The sequence below is a fragment of the Bacillus sp. SM2101 genome, from assembly GCF_018588585.1.
GTDB classification, from domain to species: Bacteria; Bacillota; Bacilli; order Bacillales; family SM2101; genus Nanhaiella; species Nanhaiella sioensis.
In genome coordinates this window covers 58,612-82,269 of record NZ_JAEUFG010000013.1, presented here as the reverse complement: position 1 = coordinate 82,269, position 23,658 = coordinate 58,612, and the positions used below count along the sequence as shown (strand labels likewise).

At 31.5% G+C, this 23,658-nt stretch carries 19 protein-coding genes and 2 pseudogenes; 18 read left to right on the top strand and 3 right to left on the bottom strand.

Annotated elements, in window-relative coordinates; genetic code table 11:
* Positions 1-25: 25 nt before the first annotated feature.
* Together JM172_RS14095 and JM172_RS14090 are read right to left on the bottom strand one after the other, a co-directional pair.
* On the bottom strand, positions 26-1,408 hold the full coding sequence (locus JM172_RS14095) for a glycosyltransferase family 9 protein (RefSeq protein ID WP_214483001.1): 1,383 nt from the start codon (positions 1,406-1,408) through the stop codon (positions 26-28).
* Positions 1,383-2,390 carry a bifunctional heptose 7-phosphate kinase/heptose 1-phosphate adenyltransferase gene (locus tag JM172_RS14090; protein ID WP_214483000.1) on the bottom strand — a complete coding sequence of 336 codons (1,008 nt, stop codon included), beginning with the start codon at positions 2,388-2,390 and terminating at the stop codon, positions 1,383-1,385. Before JM172_RS14090 ends, JM172_RS14095 begins: the two co-directional genes overlap by 26 nt.
* Positions 2,391-2,525: 135 nt before the next feature.
* Between JM172_RS14090 and JM172_RS14085 the strand changes: the two genes are divergently transcribed.
* The 10 genes and pseudogenes from JM172_RS14085 to JM172_RS24810 form a co-directional block, all read left to right on the top strand.
* Positions 2,526-3,164 (top strand): D-sedoheptulose-7-phosphate isomerase, encoded by a 639-nt coding sequence (locus JM172_RS14085; protein ID WP_214482999.1) that lies wholly within the window; start codon positions 2,526-2,528, stop codon positions 3,162-3,164.
* Positions 3,165-3,241: 77 nt separating this feature from the next.
* Positions 3,242-4,009, top strand: coding sequence for a phytanoyl-CoA dioxygenase family protein (locus JM172_RS14080; protein ID WP_214482998.1), 768 nt, complete (start codon positions 3,242-3,244; stop codon positions 4,007-4,009).
* Positions 4,010-4,018: 9 nt separating this feature from the next.
* On the top strand, positions 4,019-4,852 hold the full coding sequence (locus tag JM172_RS14075) for a phytanoyl-CoA dioxygenase family protein (RefSeq protein ID WP_214482997.1): 834 nt from the start codon (positions 4,019-4,021) through the stop codon (positions 4,850-4,852).
* 11 nt (positions 4,853-4,863) lie between these two features.
* Positions 4,864-5,628 (top strand): phytanoyl-CoA dioxygenase family protein, encoded by a 765-nt coding sequence (locus JM172_RS14070; protein WP_214482996.1) that lies wholly within the window; start codon positions 4,864-4,866, stop codon positions 5,626-5,628.
* A gap of 238 nt (positions 5,629-5,866) precedes the next feature.
* A complete protein-coding gene (locus tag JM172_RS14065; protein ID WP_214482995.1) occupies positions 5,867-7,192 on the top strand; it encodes an aminotransferase family protein in 1,326 nt (441 codons plus the stop codon).
* A gap of 315 nt (positions 7,193-7,507) precedes the next feature.
* Entirely contained in the window at positions 7,508-8,173 is a 666-nt protein-coding gene (locus JM172_RS14060; RefSeq protein ID WP_214482994.1) for a helix-turn-helix transcriptional regulator, read from the top strand.
* A gap of 2,557 nt (positions 8,174-10,730) precedes the next feature.
* Positions 10,731-11,907, top strand: a pseudogene (locus JM172_RS14055) (IS256 family transposase).
* A gap of 552 nt (positions 11,908-12,459) precedes the next feature.
* Complete coding sequence (locus JM172_RS14050; RefSeq protein ID WP_214482993.1) at positions 12,460-13,476, top strand: DnaA N-terminal domain-containing protein; 1,017 nt, start codon at positions 12,460-12,462, stop codon at positions 13,474-13,476.
* A gap of 520 nt (positions 13,477-13,996) precedes the next feature.
* On the top strand, positions 13,997-14,296 hold the full coding sequence (locus tag JM172_RS24815) for a reverse transcriptase family protein (RefSeq protein ID WP_250886674.1): 300 nt from the start codon (positions 13,997-13,999) through the stop codon (positions 14,294-14,296).
* 15 nt (positions 14,297-14,311) lie between these two features.
* Positions 14,312-14,755, top strand: a pseudogene (locus tag JM172_RS24810) (reverse transcriptase domain-containing protein); the annotation flags it as partial.
* Positions 14,756-16,378: 1,623 nt separating this feature from the next.
* Here the strand turns inward: JM172_RS24810 and JM172_RS14040 are convergent.
* Entirely contained in the window at positions 16,379-16,732 is a 354-nt protein-coding gene (locus JM172_RS14040) for a VOC family protein (protein WP_214482992.1), read from the bottom strand.
* Between the two features lie 169 nt (positions 16,733-16,901).
* On the opposite strand from JM172_RS14040, the gene JM172_RS14035 reads away from it, so the two are divergent.
* The 8 genes from JM172_RS14035 to JM172_RS14000 all read left to right on the top strand — a co-directional run bounded on the left by JM172_RS14035 (position 16,902) and on the right by JM172_RS14000 (position 23,652).
* Positions 16,902-18,014, top strand: coding sequence for an aminoacyl--tRNA ligase-related protein (locus tag JM172_RS14035; protein ID WP_214482991.1), 1,113 nt, complete (start codon positions 16,902-16,904; stop codon positions 18,012-18,014).
* Positions 18,015-18,177: 163 nt separating this feature from the next.
* A complete protein-coding gene (locus JM172_RS14030) occupies positions 18,178-19,059 on the top strand; it encodes a hypothetical protein (RefSeq protein WP_214482990.1) in 882 nt (293 codons plus the stop codon).
* A gap of 70 nt (positions 19,060-19,129) precedes the next feature.
* Positions 19,130-19,339, top strand: a complete 210-nt coding sequence (locus tag JM172_RS14025; protein WP_250886672.1) for a phosphopantetheine-binding protein — start codon at positions 19,130-19,132, stop codon at positions 19,337-19,339.
* A 26-nt stretch (positions 19,340-19,365) separates the two neighbouring features.
* The gene (locus tag JM172_RS14020) at positions 19,366-20,346 is read left to right on the top strand and encodes a hypothetical protein (protein WP_214482989.1); all 981 of its coding nucleotides are present in this window, start codon (positions 19,366-19,368) and stop codon (positions 20,344-20,346) included.
* Complete coding sequence (locus JM172_RS14015) at positions 20,343-21,413, top strand: aminopeptidase (RefSeq protein WP_214482988.1); 1,071 nt, start codon at positions 20,343-20,345, stop codon at positions 21,411-21,413. The genes JM172_RS14020 and JM172_RS14015 overlap by 4 nt, the downstream gene beginning before the upstream one ends.
* 25 nt (positions 21,414-21,438) lie before the next feature.
* Entirely contained in the window at positions 21,439-22,572 is a 1,134-nt protein-coding gene (locus JM172_RS14010; protein ID WP_214482987.1) for a nucleotide disphospho-sugar-binding domain-containing protein, read from the top strand.
* Positions 22,573-22,806: a phosphopantetheine-binding protein gene (locus JM172_RS14005; protein WP_214482986.1), complete on the top strand. Its 234-nt coding sequence runs from the start codon at positions 22,573-22,575 to the stop codon at positions 22,804-22,806.
* A 12-nt stretch (positions 22,807-22,818) separates the two neighbouring features.
* Complete coding sequence (locus JM172_RS14000; RefSeq protein WP_214482985.1) at positions 22,819-23,652, top strand: phytanoyl-CoA dioxygenase family protein; 834 nt, start codon at positions 22,819-22,821, stop codon at positions 23,650-23,652.
* The last annotated feature ends 6 nt before the right edge of the window (positions 23,653-23,658 follow it).

Sequence of the window (23,658 nt, the reverse complement as noted above, 5' to 3'; positions counted from 1 at the left end):
TTTATGAGTATAGTCTCCAAGATTATCACAACCCTATCTCTTCTATATTAAATCCTGATTTTGATTGCTTTACAGTTATCCTTTCAGAAGAATGAAAACCCTCTTCCAAAATTTTTTCTAAACGTTTGAAAACAATTCCAGCAGATACATCACTGATATCCTTTGATTTAGGGAATAAACTATAATTTTGACTTAAAACTCTGTAACTTACAAAAGGGTTTTGTGCCCCAGATAGGGGTGTATCCTTACCCCAAATTGTAATAGAAGGTATTCCTACAACTCCGGCGATATGGCCACAAACGCTATCTATTCCAACAAAAGCATCTAAGTACCCCATTAATTCAAATAATTGACTAACTGGGAGATAACTAAAGTCTATTATTTCAGTAGAGAGTTTTTTAATGGGAGTGAGGTTGATCAAAATTATATTATTTTGATTGCATAATTGTACAAATTTGTTGATGTTATTACTATTCCATGATCGCTGATAATCTTCAGTTTTAAATTGCACTCCAACAAGTTTCGATTCCTTATTAATCTGATTAAGTTTTTTATGTACCTCAACAGGTAATGAGGGAGCTGGAACTTTTGAGATAAATGGAGAGACGGGTTCCTTAAAGCCAAGTGCATTAGCAGCAATATCTACTAAATGTAAGTGTGGTGGGTGACTTAATCTAGTATTAATAAAATAAACATCATTATAATAGCTGGATCTGGTTATAAATTCATAAGTATAAAAGCTATCGAAATGAGAGTATACTTCACACTCAGGGAAAATATCCTTGATTAGTTGTTTCGACTTCTCTCTAGTTATAATATCTATCTTGTAGTCTTTAACCTGTTCTTTTTTAATAAAAGCTTTTAGCTGCATATATATAATGGCTACATCACCATTCCCAAAAAACCAGTCCAGTAACACTGCCTTCTTCTTATGAGAAGGACCTTTAATGACAATTTTATAGTCTTTTTGAAGTGGGAGGTATACAGGGTATATCCATTCTTTTGTATGGAAACAAGAAAATGGATAAAACATATTGCTATTCTTTATCTTGTTAGTTAATTTATCATTCACCAAAAAATTTTCTATTGATGGTGAATTGTCAATTAAAATTGTAAATGGTTTTTCTAATGGAAATTGTGAGGACTTAGAGGGAGGGTTCTGGCCTTCTATAATTTTTTTTAGATTTACTTTAAAATCTTCATTATTTACATAACTTGGTAGTGTTTTAAAAACCGTTTTAAGTTGTGAGGTACAGTCACCTTTAAATATAATTATACTCTTACTGTACTGTTCAATGGAGGATATTGCGTCAAAAAGTGCTTGTTCCTCAACTAATAACATGAATTGAGTTCCTTTGTTCTTCAATAATTTTCTGTTCTGTTTAACTTTCTCTAAGAATAGATCCATAAGTTTTCACCACTTTTTTTGATAAATAAGCAAGCTCCAATTCTTCTCTTTCAACCGTAGCTGTGTTTTTTTTTGAAATAGATATACTTGAACTTAGATTTGCAAATAAAAATGCCTTTAAAATATCCGTGTTTTTGATTAAAGAATACACAAATCCAGAGATGAAAGAATCTCCAGCTCCTATGGTACAAATTACTTTATCGTTAACAGACGGGAAGTAATAAATGTTATTTAAGTTTATAAAGACACTTCCCATTTTATCAGCTTTTAATAAAATATTATGAATTCCGAGTTCTTTAATTAAACTTTTAGAAAAGTTAATACCCTCACTTAAATTTTTAAACTTTTGTTTAGTCAGCCTCTCGAATTCATGTAAGTTAGGAAATAAAAAATCACAATTTACATAAGAAGATAATTCTCGTGAATCAGATGGATCTACTAATATTACAATGTTAGCTTCCTTTGCTTTTGCTATTATGCGTTGGAGGAATTGATGACTAAATGTCCCTTTGTTTAAATCAGAAATAATTAGGTAACCTATTTTATTTCTGATTTTTTCAAAAAGGGTAAACAAGTAGCGACTTTCCATATCTGATAACGCTACATATTCTTCCTCATCTATTCTCGCAGAGATTTCTTGATCTTCGTTTAAATAACGAGTTTTTATGGGGGTATATCTATTACTTGTTTTTAAAATGTTGTTTCTAACAGATGGATTTAATAACGTTTCTAATTGATGCCCATGTCTGTCTTCTCCAATTACACCAAAAAGATGTACTGAAATACCTAGGTTAGCAATATTATTTGCTACATTAGCAGCATTACCGGGTACATAAGTTTTCTCTTTAACTATTAACTTATTAACTTTTTCATTGTCTGAATATTTACTATTACAATCTACATAGCAATCTAAAACAATATCGCCAATTACTAAAACTTCATCTTTATTATTATGCAGCTTAAATCCCTGCACTGTATTCACCTACTATTTTGTATTAAGTATATAATAGTATATTTCCTAATAATAATATCAGCTAAATTTGCCCAAATTTCTTCTAAAAGAAGCCGAGAAAAAATACCAATTTCCATGCAAAATGATATATAGGAAGGAGGTATTATGAAACATTCTTATTACTTAAATCAAGTACTCAATCGTTACCCTGAATTAAGTCAATGTATATGCCAAATTAATAAATCTTTTATTTTGTTAAAAAATGCATTTCATACAAAAAAGAAGTATTTATTATGCGGTAATGGAGGAAGTAGTTCAGATGCAGATCATATGGTAACTGAATTAATAAAATCTTTCCAAAGAAAGAGAGAATTACCTTATGATATAAAACATAAATTATCATCTCTTGGTAATAGAGGAGATTATTTAGCAAAAAACCTCGAATCCTCAATCCCTGCCTTCTCACTTTCTTCTCAAAGTGCAGCCCTAACAGCTATTGCAAACGATCAAGGCTACAATCTTACTTTTTCTCAGCAACTGATAGGATATGGAAATAGCGATGATGTTCTTATAGCTTTTACTACCTCCGGAAAATCTGAAAATGTAATCAATGCAATATATACTGCTCATACAATAGGTATGAAGGTTATTTGCTTTACTGGTAACCATGCTCAATTTGCAGGAGATCATTTATGTAATGTAGTAATAAATGCTCCTTCAAAAGATACATACAGAATACAGGAGTACCATCTTTCTATTTACCACACTTTATGCACAATGCTGGAGAAAGAAGTGTTTTTCTAAAGGTGTGTTTAGAGGAGTCGAGAGGCTATTATTGCTTACCATTATAAAGTACAAGAAAAGATAAAGGACGTGAAGAATTGAATATTAGCAAAAATAAAGAAGAGTTTCATCAAAATGGGTATACCATTATTAAAGGTGCTTATACCAAAGAAGAAGTTCAGGATTTAAAGGAAGAATATGAGAAAATATGGTTAAAAAAAATTGCATCTGGTGAAATTCAACAAGATCCTGAAAAACCTTTGAATAGTCTTTATCCAAGGCAAAGGGACTTACATTTAAAGAACGACACGATTCTCCAGTTTGCAATTAAGAGGGATGTTTTAGATATGATAGAAGAAATAATTGAAGAAGAGGTCGATTTAATTTCTACTAACTTCTATTACAAACCAGCCGGAATGGAAGGTATGCCGTTTCATCAAGATAATTATGGTATAGGAGTTTCTCCAGGAACATGTCATGCTATTTGGACATGTTTAGACAAAGCGGTTGAACAAAATGGAGGTATGAGGTTTGTACCGGGGTCTCACAAACTCGAATTATTAACGCCAGAAAAATTCTATAGTCAAGATACAGATACCTTTGCTGGTTATGTTCAAACACTAAAAGTTCCAGATGGGTATGACATTGTAAGTCTAGAAACAGATCCAGGCGATATTGTTATCTATCATGGACATGCTATACATGATTCAACAATAAATAATTCTGAGCTAGATTTTAGAAACTCTATCATTTGTCACTATAGTGGTGTTAGCGCCAAAAAATTAACACTTAACTATAATAACCTCGTTAATAAGAAAGGAGAAAGAGTTCGTAAACGGATCAATTTAGCTAGCTTCAAAAAATAGGAGGATACAATGACTAACTTAATTACTAATAAAAAGATTAATGAGTTTCACAAAAAAGGTTATATAGTTCTGAAAGGAATATATAAAGATAAAGAAGTTGAATCAATAAAAGCTCAGTTTAAGAATCACTGGGTTAAATTGGTCAAAGGTGGAGAGATCCTTACTAAAAAGAATAAACCTCTAGAAAGCCTTTACCCTAGAATGAGAGATTACCATAGAAAAAATCCTATTATTATGGAACATACAATCAAACCAGAAGTATTTGATATTATGGAGGTTTTGATTGGTGAAGAGCCATTGGTTATTTCAACAAGTTATTACTTCAAAAGCCCTACCACAAGAGAACTTCCACTTCACCAAGATAATTACGCTTTTGGTGTATCACCTGGTACTACTTATGCTGTTTGGGTTTCTCTTGACTATACAGATGAAGAAAATGGTGGTCTTCAATTTGTACCAGGTACACAAGGAAATGAATTGGAGTTTCCAGATAGTGACCCAACAGATGTAAAGCAATATTTTTCAGATAGAGGTCAAGAAATTGAAGTTCCAGAAGGAAACCGTATTGAAAATGTTAAAACTGAACCAGGTGATATTGTTATTTTTAATGGAAATGTTATTCATGGATCTTCAGAGAATACTTCAATACACAGGTTTAGAAGGTGCTTATTAACACATTTTACAGGTGCAAGTGTAGAAAAATTAGCTCTGAATTTTAATAAACTAATTGATCGAGATGGAAAGAAAGTAAGAAGAAGGCTTAATAATAATACTAAAATAACACAAAAACAAGGTTCAGTATTTTCAATTAAGGAAGCTGGCTACTTTGATTCATGGAAATAGGAGGTACACTAGTGATTTCTCCGATAGAAATTAACCAAACATTATGCAATGAATTTAACGAACACGGTCATGTTAAAATAAAGAACTTAATTAATAAAGAAGATATCAGCATACTTGAGAAGGAAATTGATAAACTTATTAGATCATTAGAAGATTCTAATAACTTATCAAAATTTAAAAGAAATGACTTTGGTAAAGGCTTTTTGGAAGTTACTAATTTATGGACAAAATCAAACAGGATAAAAAAATTGGTTCATTCAAGACAACTTGCAGAAATATCAGCAAAGCTTCTAAATGTTAATGGGGTCAGACTACATTATGATTGTATCCTATATAAAAGCGCGAAAAGCGGACCCACACCTTGGCATCAAGATCAAGTAGCTTGGCCTTTAGATACAGATAAGACCATTACCTTGTGGATCCCAATTAATAACTTATCAGAAAAGTTAGGTTCTCTAAATTTTTTAACCAGTTCACATAAATACGGTGAGTTAAGTCTTAGAAAAGCTCTTCGACAAAGATCAAAAGAATTTAACTATGGATCACTTGAAGTTGGAGATGTTACATTTCATTCTGGATGGACATTTCACAGCGCCAATCCTAACCATCTAGATACAACAAGAAAAGCCTTTGCTATTATCTACTATGCAGATGGAGCAAAGTTGACAAAAATGGATAGAAGTGATGAAAAGGATGACTTCTATCAATTCTTTCCCAATGTTAAGGTTGGAGAATTAGCAAATAGTCATCTAAATCCACTTTTATATAGCAGTTAACCCTACAATAAATCATATCAGACATGTATGATAAGTTGATGTAATATGTCTCACACCATTTATCCTAGTTAGATACTAATTTAAGTAAATATCCCCATAGACGAGAATGTAAATACCTCATATATTGGAAATTGATAAATGCTGTTATGTAGATTATTTGACACAATTGTTAAAAATGAAGTGAAATGATGTTACTAGATCATGGTCTATTAATAATATTTAAAAAGGAGAGAAATATTTGAGTAAGAAATACAGCGTTCTACACCCTTTTAGCTTTATGCCAAATCTAGAAAATAAAACAGAAGAAGATATTAAAAATATATACACTTACTTAGAACAAGGTAAAGGTTGTTGGGTTCATGATAATTTAGGAAAAAAATATTTTTATGGCACAACAGCAGTTCCAACTGTTGGATTAGGTAACAATCGTATAATTAATGCAATGAATAAACAGTTGGAAAAATTAAGTTTTGGTTCAACATGTGGGCAAACACATGAACTACTTCAACCCTTGGGAAAAAAACTTATTGATCTTACAAAGAATCAGTTTTCATTGACATTTTTCTCTAACGATGGAAGCGGTTCAGTTGAAACAGCAATGAAACTGACTAGGCAATACTTTAATATGTTAGGGTTGGAGGGAAAATCTCATTTCATTAGCTTAAATGGAAATTATCATGGCACAACACTTGCTTCAGGCTCAATTACAAACTTAGGTATAAAGGAAAACTTTGGGGATGCATTGCATAATTGTTTAAGTGCACCATTTCCTAACATGTTGAGACCACCTATAGAGGGCACTGAAGAGGACATTATTAAGTATTGCCTAAATCAATTAAAAAACATGATCGATGAAGTTCAGCCCGAAAATATTGGAGCACTAATAATTGAACCAGTTCAAGGTGTCAATGGTGTGATTCCATTACCGAAAACGTATTTAAAAGAAGTTGAAATACTAGCTAAAAAAAATAATATTTTACTAATTACTGATGAAGTTACCACAGGGCTTGGACGCACTGGGTATTGGACAGCTAGTGAGTATTATGACATCCAACCTGATCTACTGACAATATCAAAAGGGTTAACAGGGGGCTACTTCCCAATGGGTGTTACCTTGATCTCTGAAAAAATTGAAAATGTACTTCTTAAAGATGGGGGGATTTTCTTACATGGGTCGACACAATGTGGCCACCCAGTGGGTTGTGCAGCAGCACTTGAATTAATATCGATTATCGAAGATGAAAGTCTTCTCGAAAATGCAAAAGAGATTGGACAGTATATAAAATCAAATTTGACATCCAACCTTTCTGACGTTTCTTGTGTAGGAGATATAAGGGGATTAGGGATGATGATCTCGATTGAATTTGTTACTGACAAACAAACAAAAAAACCTATCAATTTTGAAATGGGTGAATGTTTTTCAAGAGAGATAAGTAATTATGGTGTTTTAGGAAATTATTTTAACAGCATATTTCTTTTATACCCCCCACTCAACACAACATTGGACGAAGCGAATTTTGTAATAGATAGTATTACAAAAGCGATAAAAAAAGTTTTTAATTAATTGATAGAATCATATTTTGATGGACAGATAAAAAAGGTATTTTCGTTACATTAACTTCAACGAAGAAAAGAAATATCAGAAAAATAAAAATGAAATTCTATAGTGACTGATCCAATATTAGGCTGTCGAAATACGTCGACAGTCATTTTTGTGGTATTTAATTACATTTTAAAGGTAAAATAGTGCAATAAAATCATAATTTGACAAAATAACCTGAATGTCGCGCAACCAACAATGAACAAATTAATTCCTTTGTTGATACTATATTTATAAAATATTAAGAGAATTCATAAAACTATTCCTGGAGGCGTAATTATGAAACCAGCAATTCTATTTTACCCTTGTCAACATCAAAAATTAAGTTTTGAAGATTGGTTCGGTAGCCTGATGAATAAAGTTACATTAATTACTGTTAGTAGTTTTCGAGATGTCGAAAAAATAGTAAAGAGAGAGAGTTATTCAATATATATTCTTTTAACAAATGCTTGCGCATTTCCTAAAAATTGGACAATGAGCCACCTAAAGGTAGAAAAAATATTAATGATCCTAACTGGTATAAATGGAACAAATAATATCCTACTGAATTCATTCTTAGATACACTTGAAACATACATAGAACCATCAAATTCAAACTCTTTGTTTCAAAGTTCATTATCATACATTGAAGAAAACCTTTGCGAACACGATCTTTCACTTGAGAAAGTCGCATCACAGGTATACGTAAGTAAATATCATTATTCTAGAATGTTCCAAAAAAATGTTGGTATAGGATTTAAGGAATACATTATTAGAAAAAGAATTCAAAAAGCGAAGTTATTACTTCAAAAAGGGGACTCAGTTACTGATGTTTGTTTTTCAATTGGGTACAACGATTTAACACACTTTGCACGTATGTTTAAAAAAATTGTCGGTATTAATCCGTCAGTATACAGAACAGAAAACTTAAGTAAGTCAATGAGTCTAACACAAAACAATAAGTAATTAAAATTAACTAATGGATAAAAGTTTTTAAAACAGGGTATACAAAATAAGATATCGCATTATTTTTATCAATATAGTTTACACTATTACAATAGTGATAAGGTTAATAATAAACTTAATGAGTAGATTTTTATTTTCTACTTTTTCGTGGTGAATGAAAGGAAGCTTAAATAATATAAATGTAACAGGATTTCCTTAATAATAAGTATAAGATTAAAAAAATGTATGTAGAGCACAAGAAAAGGTAATTTTTCCTTGATGATATAAATAAAGCTTGTTTTTTCATTATGTTAATACTACTATAATCGATACTTTGCATGATACATAAATAGAAATAAAGTGCGATTTTTGAATTGGTGAAAAATAAATTTGATTTTAGCGGAAGGTGCCGGTATTAATATTCTGGGAAAAGTTGAACACCTCATAAATAGATAAAGCTGAGGTTTCAATTGTGAAATATAGTTTAAAATGTGCTCCACTATATTACGTGGTCTAACTCAGTATCTTACAAAGCAATTATTGCACATTGTACAGGTACTCTACTATATAACAGGAAATGCTTATTATGAAATCCTTGATAAAAAATAAAAAAAGTTAGTTCTATTAAACATACACATAGGTTCAGTTATAGAAGCAGTAATATGTAAGAAAGATCTAAAGCAAAAATTGATACCTCCAACAACTAATTATATATTAATGTTATCAGTTCTAAATGCTGAAACCGAACCACTCGCCCACCTAACACCATTTCATGTAGCTTGAAGGGATGCTTTTTAGTTAGAAAAACCTAAAATTTTCTAATTGGTTATGCTTCCTTCGTGAATCACCTGTACTAATTATTATATCTATGCTAAATGGTGAATGCTTTCGTTATTTATACACTCCAATCTCTATTAGCAGAGAAACCACAATCACAAAGGAATATAATTTTAGAAAGTGTTAGCACGTCTTTTATTTGTCTGCAATTCTAACAAGTATTAGAGGAATGAAACCAATTGTTAATTTTAACTAGTTTCTTTTCCAATATTTTTACCGAAGTTTAACGCATGTACGTTCCTTTCATATTGAGTTCTTCAATAATGACACAGTCATATTGTTTTAAAGATCAATATAATAGTTGATGAATAAAACCTTCCTTTTTGGGGGTGTTTTTTATGATTTTTTGTTCCTTTTAAATGTTGTCTATATCAATGAATGTATTGGCTTGCAAAAAGAACATCATCTCGCTTCGTTTTTATTCCTAAAACTTGGTATAAAGATCTGATGATACATAAGCATTATGATTCTTTGATAATAAATAAGGGTAGAATTTGTAATTGAAGAAAAAGTTTATTAAAAAAAGAACACAGATTTCGCAAAAATACCTGAGACCCCCAAAAAAGAGAGGTGTAAAATATTAATAACGGAAAGGAGGAATAATTATGAGATATAATATATACCCTTGGATATCGGTAAGCAAATATTATTATCCTTTACTTTAGTTATTTGATATTAACTATAATACGTGAGAATTCCGAAAAATATAAATTGAATGTAATCTAGAGTACTGTCTAATAAAAACCCCTTTGGAAACATTTACTTACAGGCAAAATACCTTCTATTATGGTGTTTTGTCTTTTTATTTATTTCGTAATCTATCTTTGTATTAATTCATGTTCAAATATAGCAATTTTAGCAGACAGAATTGTAACTGAACAGACTACCCCAGTTTTGTCCTTTTACTTCTTACATAAAGGGTACCTGTAATATATTCCTGTAAGCTGTATAAATTGATTTACGAGAATACAAAGAAAACGTAGTTGTGTTCAGGATTTAACTTGTTGTAAAAGGCTTGTCAGTATAAAGTACCAAATGAATAAGCCAAAACTAGTCTACCTTATTAACCCACTCTCATACGTCTAAGTGTATCATCTTACTCGAAAAGGTAATATACTTTTTTTAGAATTTTAACTCTACTGGATTTAAATTTCATCAGTTATTTAGGTTAGCAAGATAAGCCTATCAAAAAAATAACAACCTTTATAGTATTGTAATAGAAGTGCTGATAATGGGAAGGGGAGGATAGCCAAAAGCTCTTAAAATTTATCTAAAATTTTTAAAAGATTAATCTTTGCAATAGGAAAATTAATCTAAGCCATTATTTATTGTTCAATACTTTAAGATATACTTTGACTTTTGACTTTTGACTTTTTTTTTCTATTAATATTAGCACTTTAATAACAAATTTTAGATCAAATTTTCCTTATCATTATTAAATGATATTCTTTGCAATACAATAATTAAACAATTAACTGTGCTCATTAATATTCATTTCGTTGGGATATGAAAAAGTCTGCAAGTGACAGGCTTTTTCAATCCATTTTCATAACTTGCTTTAAGGATTAACCCTAAATTGTTAAATAATTAACTTAATACAAGAAAAGCTTGTTATAAATTCTTTTTTGCCATTTCTAAGAGAGTGTAAAATATTTTGTGTAAATGTATAAATAGAAAAAGGAAGCCCTTTTCTTGTAGAATTAAGTCACCAAAACTAACCCAAAGAAAAGAGGACTTCCCTATGGATCATTTTACAACAGAAATCATACAAGCACTAGTCAAAAAAGAGGATATTATTGAAGTGTTCCGGAAACACCTTGAAAAGGCTGTGAACACTTTATTAGCCACTGAGTTAACTACTTTTTTAGACTATGAAAAATATGATCGTATTGGCTTTCATTCTGGAAATTCAAGAAACGATTCTTACACGAGAACCCTTCATACAGAGTTTGGTGATTTACAAATTACTATTCCACGTGATCGAAACGGCGAATTCAAAAACAAACTGTTGCACCTTATAAGCGCTCAAATGATACCTTAGAATCCTTTGTAGTTCATATGTTCCAGGAGGGTGTAACAATGGCTGAAATTTCAGACTTAATTGAAAGAATGTATGGACATTACTATACACCACAAACAATTTCAAATATGACGAAATCTATGAATGAACAAGTAGAAGCATTTCAGTCACGTGCGCCATCGTCACGTTATGTTTGTATCTACCTAGATGCAACGTATATCGCTGTAAAACGAGAAACGGTTTCGAAGGAAGCGATTTATATAGCTGTTGGCATCCGTGAGGATGGCTCCAAAGAAGTATTAGGTTACACGATTGCTCCTACGGAGTCTGCATTTGTTTGGAAAGAGCTCCTAGAAAATCTTAAAGAACGCGGTGTTGCTGAAGTTTTATTTTCATCTCTGATGGCTTAAACGGCATTACTGACAGTATTTTTTCCATCTATCCTGATGCTAAATATCAATCATGCTGTGTACATATTTCACGTAGTATTTCTCATAAAGTGCGTGTTTCAGATTGAAAAGAAATCTGTAATGATTTTAAATTAGTTTATAGAGCGGATAGTCAAGAAAAGGGGGAACAAGCACTTCAAGATTTCGTAGAAAAATGGAAAGCTTTCTATCCAAAAGTGAACAAATCACTACTCAAAAATCCTTATATTTTCACTTTTTACAGCTTCCCCAAACCTATTTGGAGAAGTATTTATTCAACTAACTTAATAGAATCCTTTAATAAACAGATTAAAAAATACACCAAACGTAAAGAGCAATTTCCAAATGAAAATTCTCTTAAAAGATTCTTAGTATCACAATTTGAAAGCTACAATCAACGCTTTACAACTCGTTGCCATATAGGATTTGATAAAGCTCGTTCAGATCTTTTAACCATGTTTAAAGAGTAAAAAGATGGTTTACTACAAGAAGAGTATTCTTAATTTACACAAACTTATTGACACTCCCATTTCTAAAAAAGAATCCTATTAACGAACAAATTCTAACTATGTAACTTGTGACCATATATATACAGTGTTTTATATTTAACTAGGAATTATCGCTAATATAGGAGAATGTCAATTTATGTAGGAAAAACTATAGTTGCTTTTATAGTTTTATTATTTAGTCATATCCACATATTATACCGTCCGTTTAATCCTGTCCTAGTATAAAAGGAGTATACTTTGTTGAACCCTTAAAAACTTGATGTAAATACAACAAAATCCCCCAATTTGCTCGTCGGAGAATTCTAGTTTGTTGTAATAAGGTTTGCCTAATCTTACTACGATATTTTTTGAATGATAGATCAACATAAATATATATGTAAAAGATCCTTTTTCTGAAACGCTAGTTTTATATTGCCTTTTTTATATCAGTCTCAATTATATCACCTAATTTTGCTAGAATCAAAATAAGATGCGCTGAATTATATTTTATTCAAAAGTTAGGAGGTTACTAGTTTGAAAGAAGACCTTTACTCGAATTATAAAGCTGATCGATACATACATTATCGTCTAGTACCTACTGGAGAAATCCAAATAAAGCCTACGAAACGAAACGGTAAGATAATTCATGTTCGTAAGCCTATTTTAGAAAAAAGAATACTTGAATTTGAAGAAATTAAAGCTATTAATCTTGATAACAATGGTATAGACGTAAGGACTTCTGGTGAAGATTTCACGTTAATTCATAATTATTTATTCGACTTCTGGGGGGCAATACTAGGGAGCGAGGCTGTTGCTCTTTACACTCATCTAAAAAGGTATTGTTATGGTAAAAAAGATTATTGTTTTCCTAATATGGATGAAATAGTATTTAAAATGAAAAAGTCTAGAAACACCGTTAACAAGTATTTGGACATTTTAGAAATGTACGGATTTATTTTGAAGTTATATCGCATGGACAGAGAGCGACATAATGGTGAATCTTCTCCTTTTTACAAAATAAGACGGTACATTCCCTTGCTTTCAAAAGAACTCATAGAAGACCTTCCGGATTTATTAAGGCGAAGACATGATGAATTTTTGGCAGAATGTAACGGAATAGAATTAAAAGAAAACATTAGTTCGGAAAGTATTATAGCTGGGCTAATGGTAAATGCAAGAGTAATGAAAACCAAAAGTCAAAAGTCAAAAGATGAGAAGCTAAAAATAGAAGGTTTACATAGAGAATATCTTTTGACTAAAATGTCACTTCAAGAACAATCAATATGGGCAGATTTTCTTCAAGAAATAGAGAAAAAAATATCTAAACCAAGTCTGGATACATGGATAAGACCTTCACTCATATTTAAGCAACAATCAGTCATCCATATTGTTTGTCAAAATGAATTCACGCTAGACTGGTTAAAAGATAAATATTATGTGATGAGTATAGAAATTTTGAGTCGTATTATTAATGAAGATACTTCTGATCTTACAATTGAATATTTTACTTATGAAAATTATTTAAAGATAAATGAGAACAAGAAGATGTGACTAACGTCTTCTTTTTTTAGTGTGCCAGGCATGGCAACTATCTAGGTGGTGAAAGTCCACTGTGGGGGTACACATCGACCAACCACTAAGGAAGTGCAAGGGACTTATCGCGACGTAAGGGCTGGAGGAAGCATGGAATAAAGTCTTGGCATCACGAACAGAAATCTGATACTAAGGCTTTACAAAGGGATGAGACTCCTAGACAAGTTGAAGTCCAAAAGATGTGCATAACTTTGTAGAGTAAATCAGGCGAGTAAAAGAGGAAAGATAGTTGTCTTACCCTGGGAGGTCTTACGGATGTACAGAAGTACAATCGAAAAAGGTTAGTCGCAAGAATTCAGCAGAAGCTATAGTAATGAATTTATATCATGAAGGGCGGAATAATTTATAGTGTTTCAACGCCACGAATGCGTAAGTGACGAACTCTGAATGTGTTAATGGTGAAAGTATGAGCGTATCTCAAAGGATAACCAAAAAATAGAGCTATTACTTACTACGTGAGAGGAAAGGGGAAACGAGTGTGTCGCTTTTAGAACAAATTCTAAGTAATCAAAATATGAATGAAGCCTACTTGCGTGTTTATAAAAATAAAGGCGTAAGTGGAGTTGATGGAGTAACAGTCGACGAACTTAAACAACATCTGAAAGAGAACAAGGATGAACTGCGCAAGCGCATCAGAACAAGAAAATACCAACCACAAGCTGCCTTAAGAATGGAAATCTCAAAAGAGAATGGAAAGATGCGCAAATTGGGGATACCAACAGTAGTGGATAGAGTAGTTCAACAAGCCATTCATCAAGTACTCAGTCCGATATTTTAAAAGCAGTTCAGTGAATTCAGTTATGGCTTTAGACCAAAAAGAAGTTGTGAAATGGCAATTATAAAAAGCTTGGAATCTCTGAATGATGAACACGATTGGGTATTGGACATTGACCTCGAAAGATTTTTCGATACAGTCCACCACGATAAACTCATGCGAATTATATCTAACACAATAGACGATGGAGATGTTATCTCACTAATAAGAAAATACTTAGTTAGTGGGATCATGGTGAATGGTAGATATGAAGAAACATCAGTCAGGACTCCGCAAGGAGGCAATCTCAGTCCTCTTTTAAGTAACATTATGTTGAACGAACTAAATAAGAAACTAGAAAATAGAGGATTACGATTCGTGAGGTACACTGATGACAGTCTTATCTTTGTGAAGAGCGAGAAAGCAGCGAATAGAGTGATGAAATCAATCGTGAGATTTATAGAAGAGAAACTAGATGAATAAACCAACAAGCTATTCATGTGCTTTGTTCGATATATGAAAAACTGATACTTGTCTTCACATATGAAGAAAAAGAGATAACTTAATGCTGTTAATTTTGCTGATCATTCCAATTAGTTTAAAATGTGTGAAAAAGATTGTAGTTGAGCTTAATCCTTTTATCTAAATCATTTCTTCTAACATAACAAAAACCAACTGATTAACGTATAGAATAAAATTTTGACCTTTCTGACCTTGAAATACCTACCACTTATCAGACCTCATTATCATAATTGTAGTTGGAACTGGATATAACAAAAATAAACTCCGAAAGTTAAGTTATATATTAATTATATTTAAAAGATTATTAAAAAATTGTAATTCTTATTCTTTCAATAATTGAGATGTATTCCTCTCAATTATTGAGACCTGTACCCCTCCCGCAATTATTGAGAGGGATTATTTGAGCTATTTCTGTGGAAAAACCTCCCCTCAAAAATTGAGAGTATCTCTCTTTAAATATTGAGAGGAAAAAGTCTCATATTCTGAGAGAGGGGGGATCAAATATTGAGTATTGGATTCTCATTTATTGAGAAAGGAACAATTTTAAAATTTCCTCAATAAAAGGTTTTTCTCTACTAGAATATTATTTGAAGTGACTTGTAAAGGAAGACTAACTTACGGTTGGGTTGAGAGGATTGAAAATATACCATTTATTAGGACTATAAATTTTATCTGATAGGATTAATACCAATGTCAGATGAAAAACATAGCATAATATGGTTACATAAGAAGTTTATGCAATATATGGCGTATATCGAGAAAGAAGAAATTAACATTATCCAAGGTAAAACCTCTTTTTCTAATTGATATATAGCATGGATTTCAAGTGACTTTGGAACTCATCAGTTCCAGGTCGCTTTTTTATATTTATGAAAAACCTTTAGGAAGGAGATCAAACACATCAAAAGGGGGATTGGAGAAGCGTTTTAATGAAGATATACTATTGCAATTAACATGAAGAAGTGGAGACAATCAATTGGGTAAATATCAGTAGTGAAATTTTTAGTCTTTTTCCAGTACTTCATAATTTTTAGTTCTCTAAGCTTTCCTGATAAGCACATACAGATTGTATTTAACGTTGTTAATTTCATAGATGTAATCCTCTAGTCCACTATACGTTTTATATAATGGTAGTAAGTTCAATCGATCTTCTTTCCCATTTATGTCTTCCCATTTTTCATAGCATTCTAAGCTGCAAAACCAATCGCCATCTGTGCAAATGAATGTCTTACCACATGGGCATACTTTTATTAATCCGTGCTCTTTCAAAATCTAACACATCTCCTGTTTGTTTATTTTGTTTCTTCTACATCTCGAAGGTATTCCGTGGTGATGTAGCTCTTCCATTGAAAGTTGAGAGTTATGAAAGCCCACACCTTCTGGTGTGGGCTGATAGTGAGATTAGAAAAGGTCTAACTTCTGCTACATCATATCTGAAATAACCCATTACTTTGTTGCAAGAATAATAAGTGAACAAGAAGGTTATTGGGACTTATAGAGAAGAACCGAAACTATTATTTCATTGAATAACTATCAATTTGGATTCTGGTTACGGATTAATTGAAAGGTATTTTTTTTAAAAATCTATTTCTCAACAAATAATAGTTCATTACTATCACGATCACTTATTGAAATACTCCCTCCAACCTCTTTATTGCCATTCAAATGTATGCTTTCATCTTGTTTATTTAGCATCTTATAAATACTGTCAAGAGAATGATATTTAAGTAAAACCTTTGAACCTTTAAATTTTGTATTCTCTGATACTACGTCCAGCTTTAAAAAATTCTTCTTATGTTCATCAATTGATAAAATAGCATTATGCTCTGGGTTATAAAGAACAAGCTTATAGCCTAATCTTTTGTTATACCAACGGATTGACTTTTCTAAATTTGAAACAAGTAGACTTTGATGTTCAAATTTATCAAGATTCAACATCCACATTCCCACCTTTTTTTGTTTATTATGTATGATTCTTAAATTTATATGCTCGGCTTTTAAAGTCAAGATTTTAGATATTCCCTGTTTTTTTGATGTTTTATGCCGAGTCAAAGTGTATCGAATCACTATATAATTTAGGAAACTTTGGCTAAAAAGGTGATAAAAGATGTTGTTTAACTACCCTATTTCTAAAATAAAAACAAAAGATTTTCCTGATTTAATCAACCGTATTTATCTATTATCTACAGGAGTTACCAAGGTGTCATATGATTATAAGAATCTAAAGGTAATATATAAAGGAGATAAACAAGTTAAATTTTTTGGTGATTTAGAGAAACTTATAACTCAAAAGGATCGGCAGATTAAAAAAAAGGTTATTAAAGATAATTGTGATGATAGTGAAGTATCCGGCGAATTTATTGTATCTAAAAAAAATGAGGATGGAATTAGTTTTGAAGGGGATATCGCAAAGATATATGAAGCTGTTAAACGGTTATTGGATCAAATTAGTTCAAAATTCAATGCAACCTACACCAAGTATCCAACAATAATGTCTAAATTATTAATGGATAAAAGTAAATATTCCTTGCACTTCCCACAAAACACTTATAGGATGTCGGAAATTAAACATCAAAAAGAAGATTTAGAAAAATACAGATTACTAACTGAAAACAGTCTTGATACAAGTGACTTGTTCCAAGCTACAAACTATTACTTAAGGCCATGCCTTTGCTATTTTGCCTATAACGATAGGGAAGGGGAAGATCTTGAAAAAGATCTTGATGTAATCTCTAGCTTTGGGCAATGCTTCCGGCATGAAAATACACGTCAAATTTCTCCATTTCGATCAAGAGACTTTAATATGTATGAGATTGTATACATTGGTGGACAAGAGAAAGTTACTGAATTAAGGAATAAGTTAGTAGAAGAAGTTTGGACTTTGTTTAATTTATTAGGTCTAAAAGGAAAAATCGAAACCGCAAATGACCCATTCTTCATTAAAAATGATAGAAGTAAAATCTCCTATCAAAGAGCCGGAGAAAGAAAATACGAACTAGTCTTTACTCCCAACAGTAAAGTTAGTTTCTCACTTGCATCATTTAATTTATGTGATGATGTTTTAACTAAATCATTCGATATAAAAAGTAAAAATCAATCAGCTTATTCGGGTTGTACAGCATTTGGTATTGAAAGATGGGTTCAAGCTATTGTATATACTTATGGAACTAACCCTGTACTTTGGCCAAAATATATTCTTGAGATGATGGTCAATGACTAACACTCTACCTATATATAAGAATCCAGGTTTGTCAACCGAGTGTTACCACAATTGTAGATTAAGTATACTCTTTGCATACCCCGAATTGCATCCTTGGATATATAGTCACTTCATAAATTTGAAAGTACAGAATGAGGATGTCAACCAGTTTCCCATGGTACGAATGGAAGAACACTTGGAAATCTATTCAGAAGTTCTATCTGAGGTACCTATTTATAAAGATTCCTCTTGGAATTCAAGCATCATATCGGTATTGAACAAAAATCATTATGTTTTGGTTTTTCTAAACTGGAAACATATAAGACACTCTAAATATTATAAAATCAAAAATATTGTACATGAGGCTATAATTTATGGATACGACCATAGAAAGCAAACTTTTAACGGACTAGGTTTTGAAATTGACGGTCAAACCTTCGGAGAGTTCGAGATTACTTACAAAGAACTTGAAAGATGTCTTGATCTTACAATTAAAGACCATCTTTATAAGGAAAGGTGGTTTGCTTATTATGGATTTCCTGTTGTTTCGATATCTATAAATAATCCTACACGGTCACCTGCTATAAACAAAACACAATTATTTTTTTCCTTAGACAGATCAAAGGTTTTTGACAAAGACATCTGTGAAGAAGGTTCATATGCAAACGGTCATCACGTTTATTTATATTTATCCTATTATTTCGAAGAATTAGCTTCACATCCCCAAAAATTAGCACCCAAAGAGTATATCCTTTGGAATATTATCCAATATAAACTACTTCAACACAAAAAATTTAATTTAGGAACCATTCAACAACTAATTAATGAATCTGAAAATAAAGAAATTAAAAGGATTCAAGGTCTGTACAAACAATCTAAGAGAGAGTTAACTAAACTTAGAAGCCTGTCACTTAAGTACCAACAAACTAATTATATAGAACATCTTAGTCATATAAGCAATGGGTTTTACAAAGTGTATGAATTAGAAAAACGTATCAATGCTTTTTTTAAGGACTACCTTGTCCGACAAAAAATAGATAAATTTAGCCGAGAAAATTGGCAATAAACAAATTTATAATGTATGTGACATAATAATGGAAAGGATAATGAATATGACCCACAATGAAGAAGTAATAATGAAGTGTTTAAAAAGTGTTTTAAATGACATTGAATTTTCTAAAGAAGATAACTTGCTTGAACTGGGTATAGACTCTATGACTTTCATTCGACTAGTAGTAGAAATTGAGGATGAATTTGATATCGAAATTGAAGATGAAGAAATTATTCTTGAAAACTTTGAATCTTTTTCTAGCATCGTTCAATTAGTTGAGAGGAATCTGGATTAGATTTAAAATGAAGGGAAGTTTTTTTCTTGAGCACAAGGCAAAATTTCGTGAAGTTCCTAACAGTACCCAAGGTTGTGGACTGGAGATTTCCTGATAAACATGGTTTTTGTGAACGTACTTTAGATTGTAAACAATTGTCTGTGAAAGAAGTTCTAGAATGGAAAGGGCAAGTAGATTTGATTAAGGTATTTCTGAATCATTTTGATTGTTCCCATAGTAATCTTCTACTAAGGAGATCTGAACCTGAATTGAATATGGGATGGTCTATAAAAACATCAACTTCAATCTCTCCTAGCTATATAAAAACATTAATCCTAAAACAACTAAAAAACCATGGATACTGTTTGCTCTTCTATAAGTCCTTTGAAACAACATACTCTTCATATTATAACGTTCATGACTTAGTTCATTGGTCATTAATAATAGACTCCAATGAAGGGGAACTGACATTAATTGATGAAGCTGGTAGTAAAGATTATTTTGATGGACAATTTGGTAAAATTCCTTGGGATGTGTTTTTAGAAAGTTGGAAACAGGATAGTTCCCACGGTATTGGTATATTATCGTTTGATCAAAAGGAAACAGAAGATTGGGATACAGTTTTTTTAAATCTTGTTAGAGCATCTGTTGAGAATATGATAGATTTGGGTGGACTAAACCACTTAAAAGATTTCATTTATACTATTAGGAACACACCTACTGATGAATTAGTTAACATGCTGGAGACTTTTGAATTTGATATTCATTACTTTAGGCGTTTACGAGAACTTTGGTTACTAGCAGTTGATAGAAAAGTAATACCACAAAAATACCTTGATCCATCATGGGTTGAAGAATTATTTTATTTATGTAAATGTTGGTCGTTAATAATGGGTGTATTAATGAAATGGAAAAGGCAACCACACAAAGATTACAAACAAAAATTAGTGGATTATTTGCAACAGACTTTAGATAATGAAATAAAGTTTTTCACAGCATTAGAAAAAGTTGCTGAAAAGACGGTATGAAGGACATTGCACACTCGGTAATTCATAGATCATTGAAAGTGAAAAAAGCAGATAAGATTTATGTTTTTTGTCTTGGTGAAACTCCATTATTAACAAATCTGTTGTCGAGTATCCGACAAGTAGGTGCCCATGCCTATATTAAGGAAATTAAACTGAGTGAATGGACAGCGCTTATTAATTCAGGTGATTCCTCATTTTATAGAAATATGTTTAAATATGAGGCAAAAATCATTCGGCATGTAAATGGATTTATTGGAGTAACTCAAGACTCAAATCTTTTTGAAATGAATACCGTTAACCAAGTTAATCTCAAAGCCTTTTATAAATTTTTTTATGAACCCCTCATGAATTTTGCCCAAGAGACCAATAAATGGATTCTGTTGAATCCCCCATCAAAAGCCTTATCCCAATTAAGTAAACAGTCAACAAATAAATTAAATACTTTGTTCAGACATTCGGTTCTAATGTTTAATTATGAGGAGTTTAAGAGAGAAGCTAAGTGGCTAATGGACTTATTAAAAAGTACGAATGAAGTTTCTATAATTACACACAATACGAATTTAAAATTTTCGATAAAAGGTATTAATCCTACCATATGTGATGGTACACATAATTTACCTGGTGGTGAGGTATTCATCGCACCTGTATTAGATTCAGTTAATGGGTATATTACATTCAATGTTCCTTTTCATTCTTTTGGTGTTACCTTTGATTATGTAAAATTAGAGTATGAAAAAGGTGAACTAATTTCATTTGATTCAAGCAATAATACAAAACTTAAGGATATATTAGATTCAGATGAAGGGGCTAAATATTTTGGTGAGTTTGGAATTGGACTAAATCCTCATATTAATAGACCTATTTTCACATCAGCTTACGATGAAAAAATGAAGGGGAGCGTTCATCTTGCTCTAGGGCAATCCTATAAAACCTCATATAATTTTAACAATTCAACTGTTCACATGGATTTGGTTTTATCGATGTTAAAAAAGGACGGTAGGGGAAGAATGTACTTTGATAATAATTTAGTTATGAAAGATGGAGAGTTTCTTCCTCACCTTGTTTAAAATACTTTATTAGGTAGGGTTTAAAATGGGAAACATATTAATAAGTAGCCAGAGGTTACTCGGGCATTTTATACCAGCAAGAGAGATTGGCATAGCACTACAAGACATTGGGCATAAAGTTACTTTGCTTGGGAACAAACAAAATAAAAAATTGTTAGAAGGTACAGGACTTGGATTTATTCCAATAGGGTGGGATAAGATACCTAACCTGTATTTAGAAGAATTCTCCAATGAGATCCTAGAGCAAATTAAAAACCATGATTTTGACCTCTTTATTTGTGACTCTACTCAACCCTCTCCAGCATATATTGCTGAAATAAAAAAAATCCCATGGATAAGTTTCCAAACTACCATCCCACTTCCTGTTGAGTTAATGCCAGGAAGCGCATTAGTGAATCGTCGTCTTCAGCTTGATTATCAAAAAAATTTAAATAAACTTCGACAATATTTAAATCTACCTGCTTTACCATCAGAAACAATACGCTCTAGAGGCGACCTTGCAGGAATCTCACCTTACAGGCATTTAGTATTTGTATACCCTGAACTTTTAAATGAAGAGATTAAATTACCTCCTAATACAATTCTAGTTGGTAACCTTAATCATCAGCTGGAAAGAAAAAATTCAGGTCGACTTTACTCTCAAAAAATAAAAATACTAGTCTGTACCTCATCTATACCAAGGATTGAATATAGAGAAATTATGAATCGATACATTGAAACAGTAATTAATACTTATGGTAATCAAACGATGTTTGAAGTGATCATATCTGACTCAAAAGAGTGGTGGGGAGATGATCTTCCCATCAATGTAAAATGGGTTCAAGATGCTCCTATTCATGATGAACTTTTACCTCAAGTTGATTATGTTATTACCCATGGTGGATGTGGTACTCTTCAAAACGTGATAAAGCATGGGAAGCCGATGTTAATTATTCCATTAGGTGACGATCACGAAAAACTTGCAAGTATATGTAACCAATTAGGCATATCTGAAACATTATCAGCTGAAAAAATTAATAAAGAAGAACTTCTATATAAGGTAAGTAGATTAAATCAATGCATTATAAATTCAAGAGAGTTACAACAGAAAATTTTATCTTATAATCCAAGGCAGAAAAGTGTTGAACTCATACAAAAATTTCTAACTGAGGTGAAATAATTGGATAAAGCAAAGTTTCTAAATATAGTAGAAGGCATTATAGATAAAGAAAATGTGAAGTTTGAAAGCACATTTGAAGAACTAGATATGGATTCAACAAGTGTAATAGAGCTATTGATTGAGTTTGAAATGGAATATAATATCGATATTTTGGATGATAACTTAAATCTTGATGATGTTAACACTTTAAGTGATGCATATGATTATCTATCTAAATTATTGTCTTCTAAATGAGGAGGCGGAATTATGAGTACATTTCTATCAAAAGAAGAATTATCTTTTTTTAATCAACAAGGTTACTTCGTTATTAAAGGTGTTTATAACCCTGAAGAAGTTGAAGAAATAAAACAAGTTTACAGAAAATTATGGTTAAAAAAACTCAAAGATAAGGAAATTATACAGGACAAAAGTCTACCTATCGAAAGCCTCTTCCCAACAATGCATGAAATGCAGAACCAAGATGAAACAGTGAGAAAATTTATGTTGGACCATCGTAACTTTGAAATAGCCAAAGAACTATTAGGACATGAACCTTTAGTTATTGGTACAACTTGTTTTTTCAAAGGACCGAAAACCAAGGCATTGCCATATCATCAAGACAATATAGATAATGGGTGTATACCAGATAAAAATGTAGCACTATGGATAAGCTTAGATGAAAGTGACCAAGAAAACGGTAGTCTTTGTTTTCTCCCAAAGTCCCATCAGTATGGTTTGTTGTCAATTAACCTTAAAGCTGAACATCCATATGGAATTTTATCCACACAAGTTAATAATGCTAATACAAACCTTTCTGAAGAAATGAATGAAGTATGTATTAAAACACAACCGGGTGATGTAGTTGTATTTGATGGAAATACTATACATGGTTCCAGTTCTAACGATACCATAAATCGATTTCGAAGGTCTTTTGCTATACATTTCACAACAAAAGATGTAAAAAAAGTTTTTGCTAATTTTAACAACCTCTATGATAGGGAAGGAAATATTATCCCTAAAAAAGTTAATAAAGATCATGGTCTTATCCGAAACTTACTTTTACCTGAAGAGAAAATGAAACAAGGTGAAAAGATATACTAAATGGGG

What these genes read in the sequence shown, in the direction of transcription:
- JM172_RS14095 (WP_214483001.1), bottom strand. Translation starts at nt 1,408, where the DNA reads ATGGATCTATTCTTAGAGAAAGTTAAACAGAACAGAAAATTATTGAAG.
- JM172_RS14085 (WP_214482999.1), top strand. Translation starts at nt 2,526, where the DNA reads ATGAAACATTCTTATTACTTAAATCAAGTACTCAATCGTTACCCTGAA.
- JM172_RS14075 (WP_214482997.1), top strand. Translation starts at nt 4,019, where the DNA reads ATGACTAACTTAATTACTAATAAAAAGATTAATGAGTTTCACAAAAAA.
- JM172_RS14060 (WP_214482994.1), top strand. Translation starts at nt 7,508, where the DNA reads ATGAAACCAGCAATTCTATTTTACCCTTGTCAACATCAAAAATTAAGT.
- JM172_RS14040 (WP_214482992.1), bottom strand. Translation starts at nt 16,732, where the DNA reads ATGTTGAATCTTGATAAATTTGAACATCAAAGTCTACTTGTTTCAAAT.
- JM172_RS14035 (WP_214482991.1), top strand. Translation starts at nt 16,902, where the DNA reads ATGTTGTTTAACTACCCTATTTCTAAAATAAAAACAAAAGATTTTCCT.
- JM172_RS14030 (WP_214482990.1), top strand. Translation starts at nt 18,178, where the DNA reads ATGGAAGAACACTTGGAAATCTATTCAGAAGTTCTATCTGAGGTACCT.
- JM172_RS14025 (WP_250886672.1), top strand. Translation starts at nt 19,130, where the DNA reads ATGAAGTGTTTAAAAAGTGTTTTAAATGACATTGAATTTTCTAAAGAA.
- JM172_RS14015 (WP_214482988.1), top strand. Translation starts at nt 20,343, where the DNA reads ATGAAGGACATTGCACACTCGGTAATTCATAGATCATTGAAAGTGAAA.
- JM172_RS14010 (WP_214482987.1), top strand. Translation starts at nt 21,439, where the DNA reads ATGGGAAACATATTAATAAGTAGCCAGAGGTTACTCGGGCATTTTATA.
- JM172_RS14000 (WP_214482985.1), top strand. Translation starts at nt 22,819, where the DNA reads ATGAGTACATTTCTATCAAAAGAAGAATTATCTTTTTTTAATCAACAA.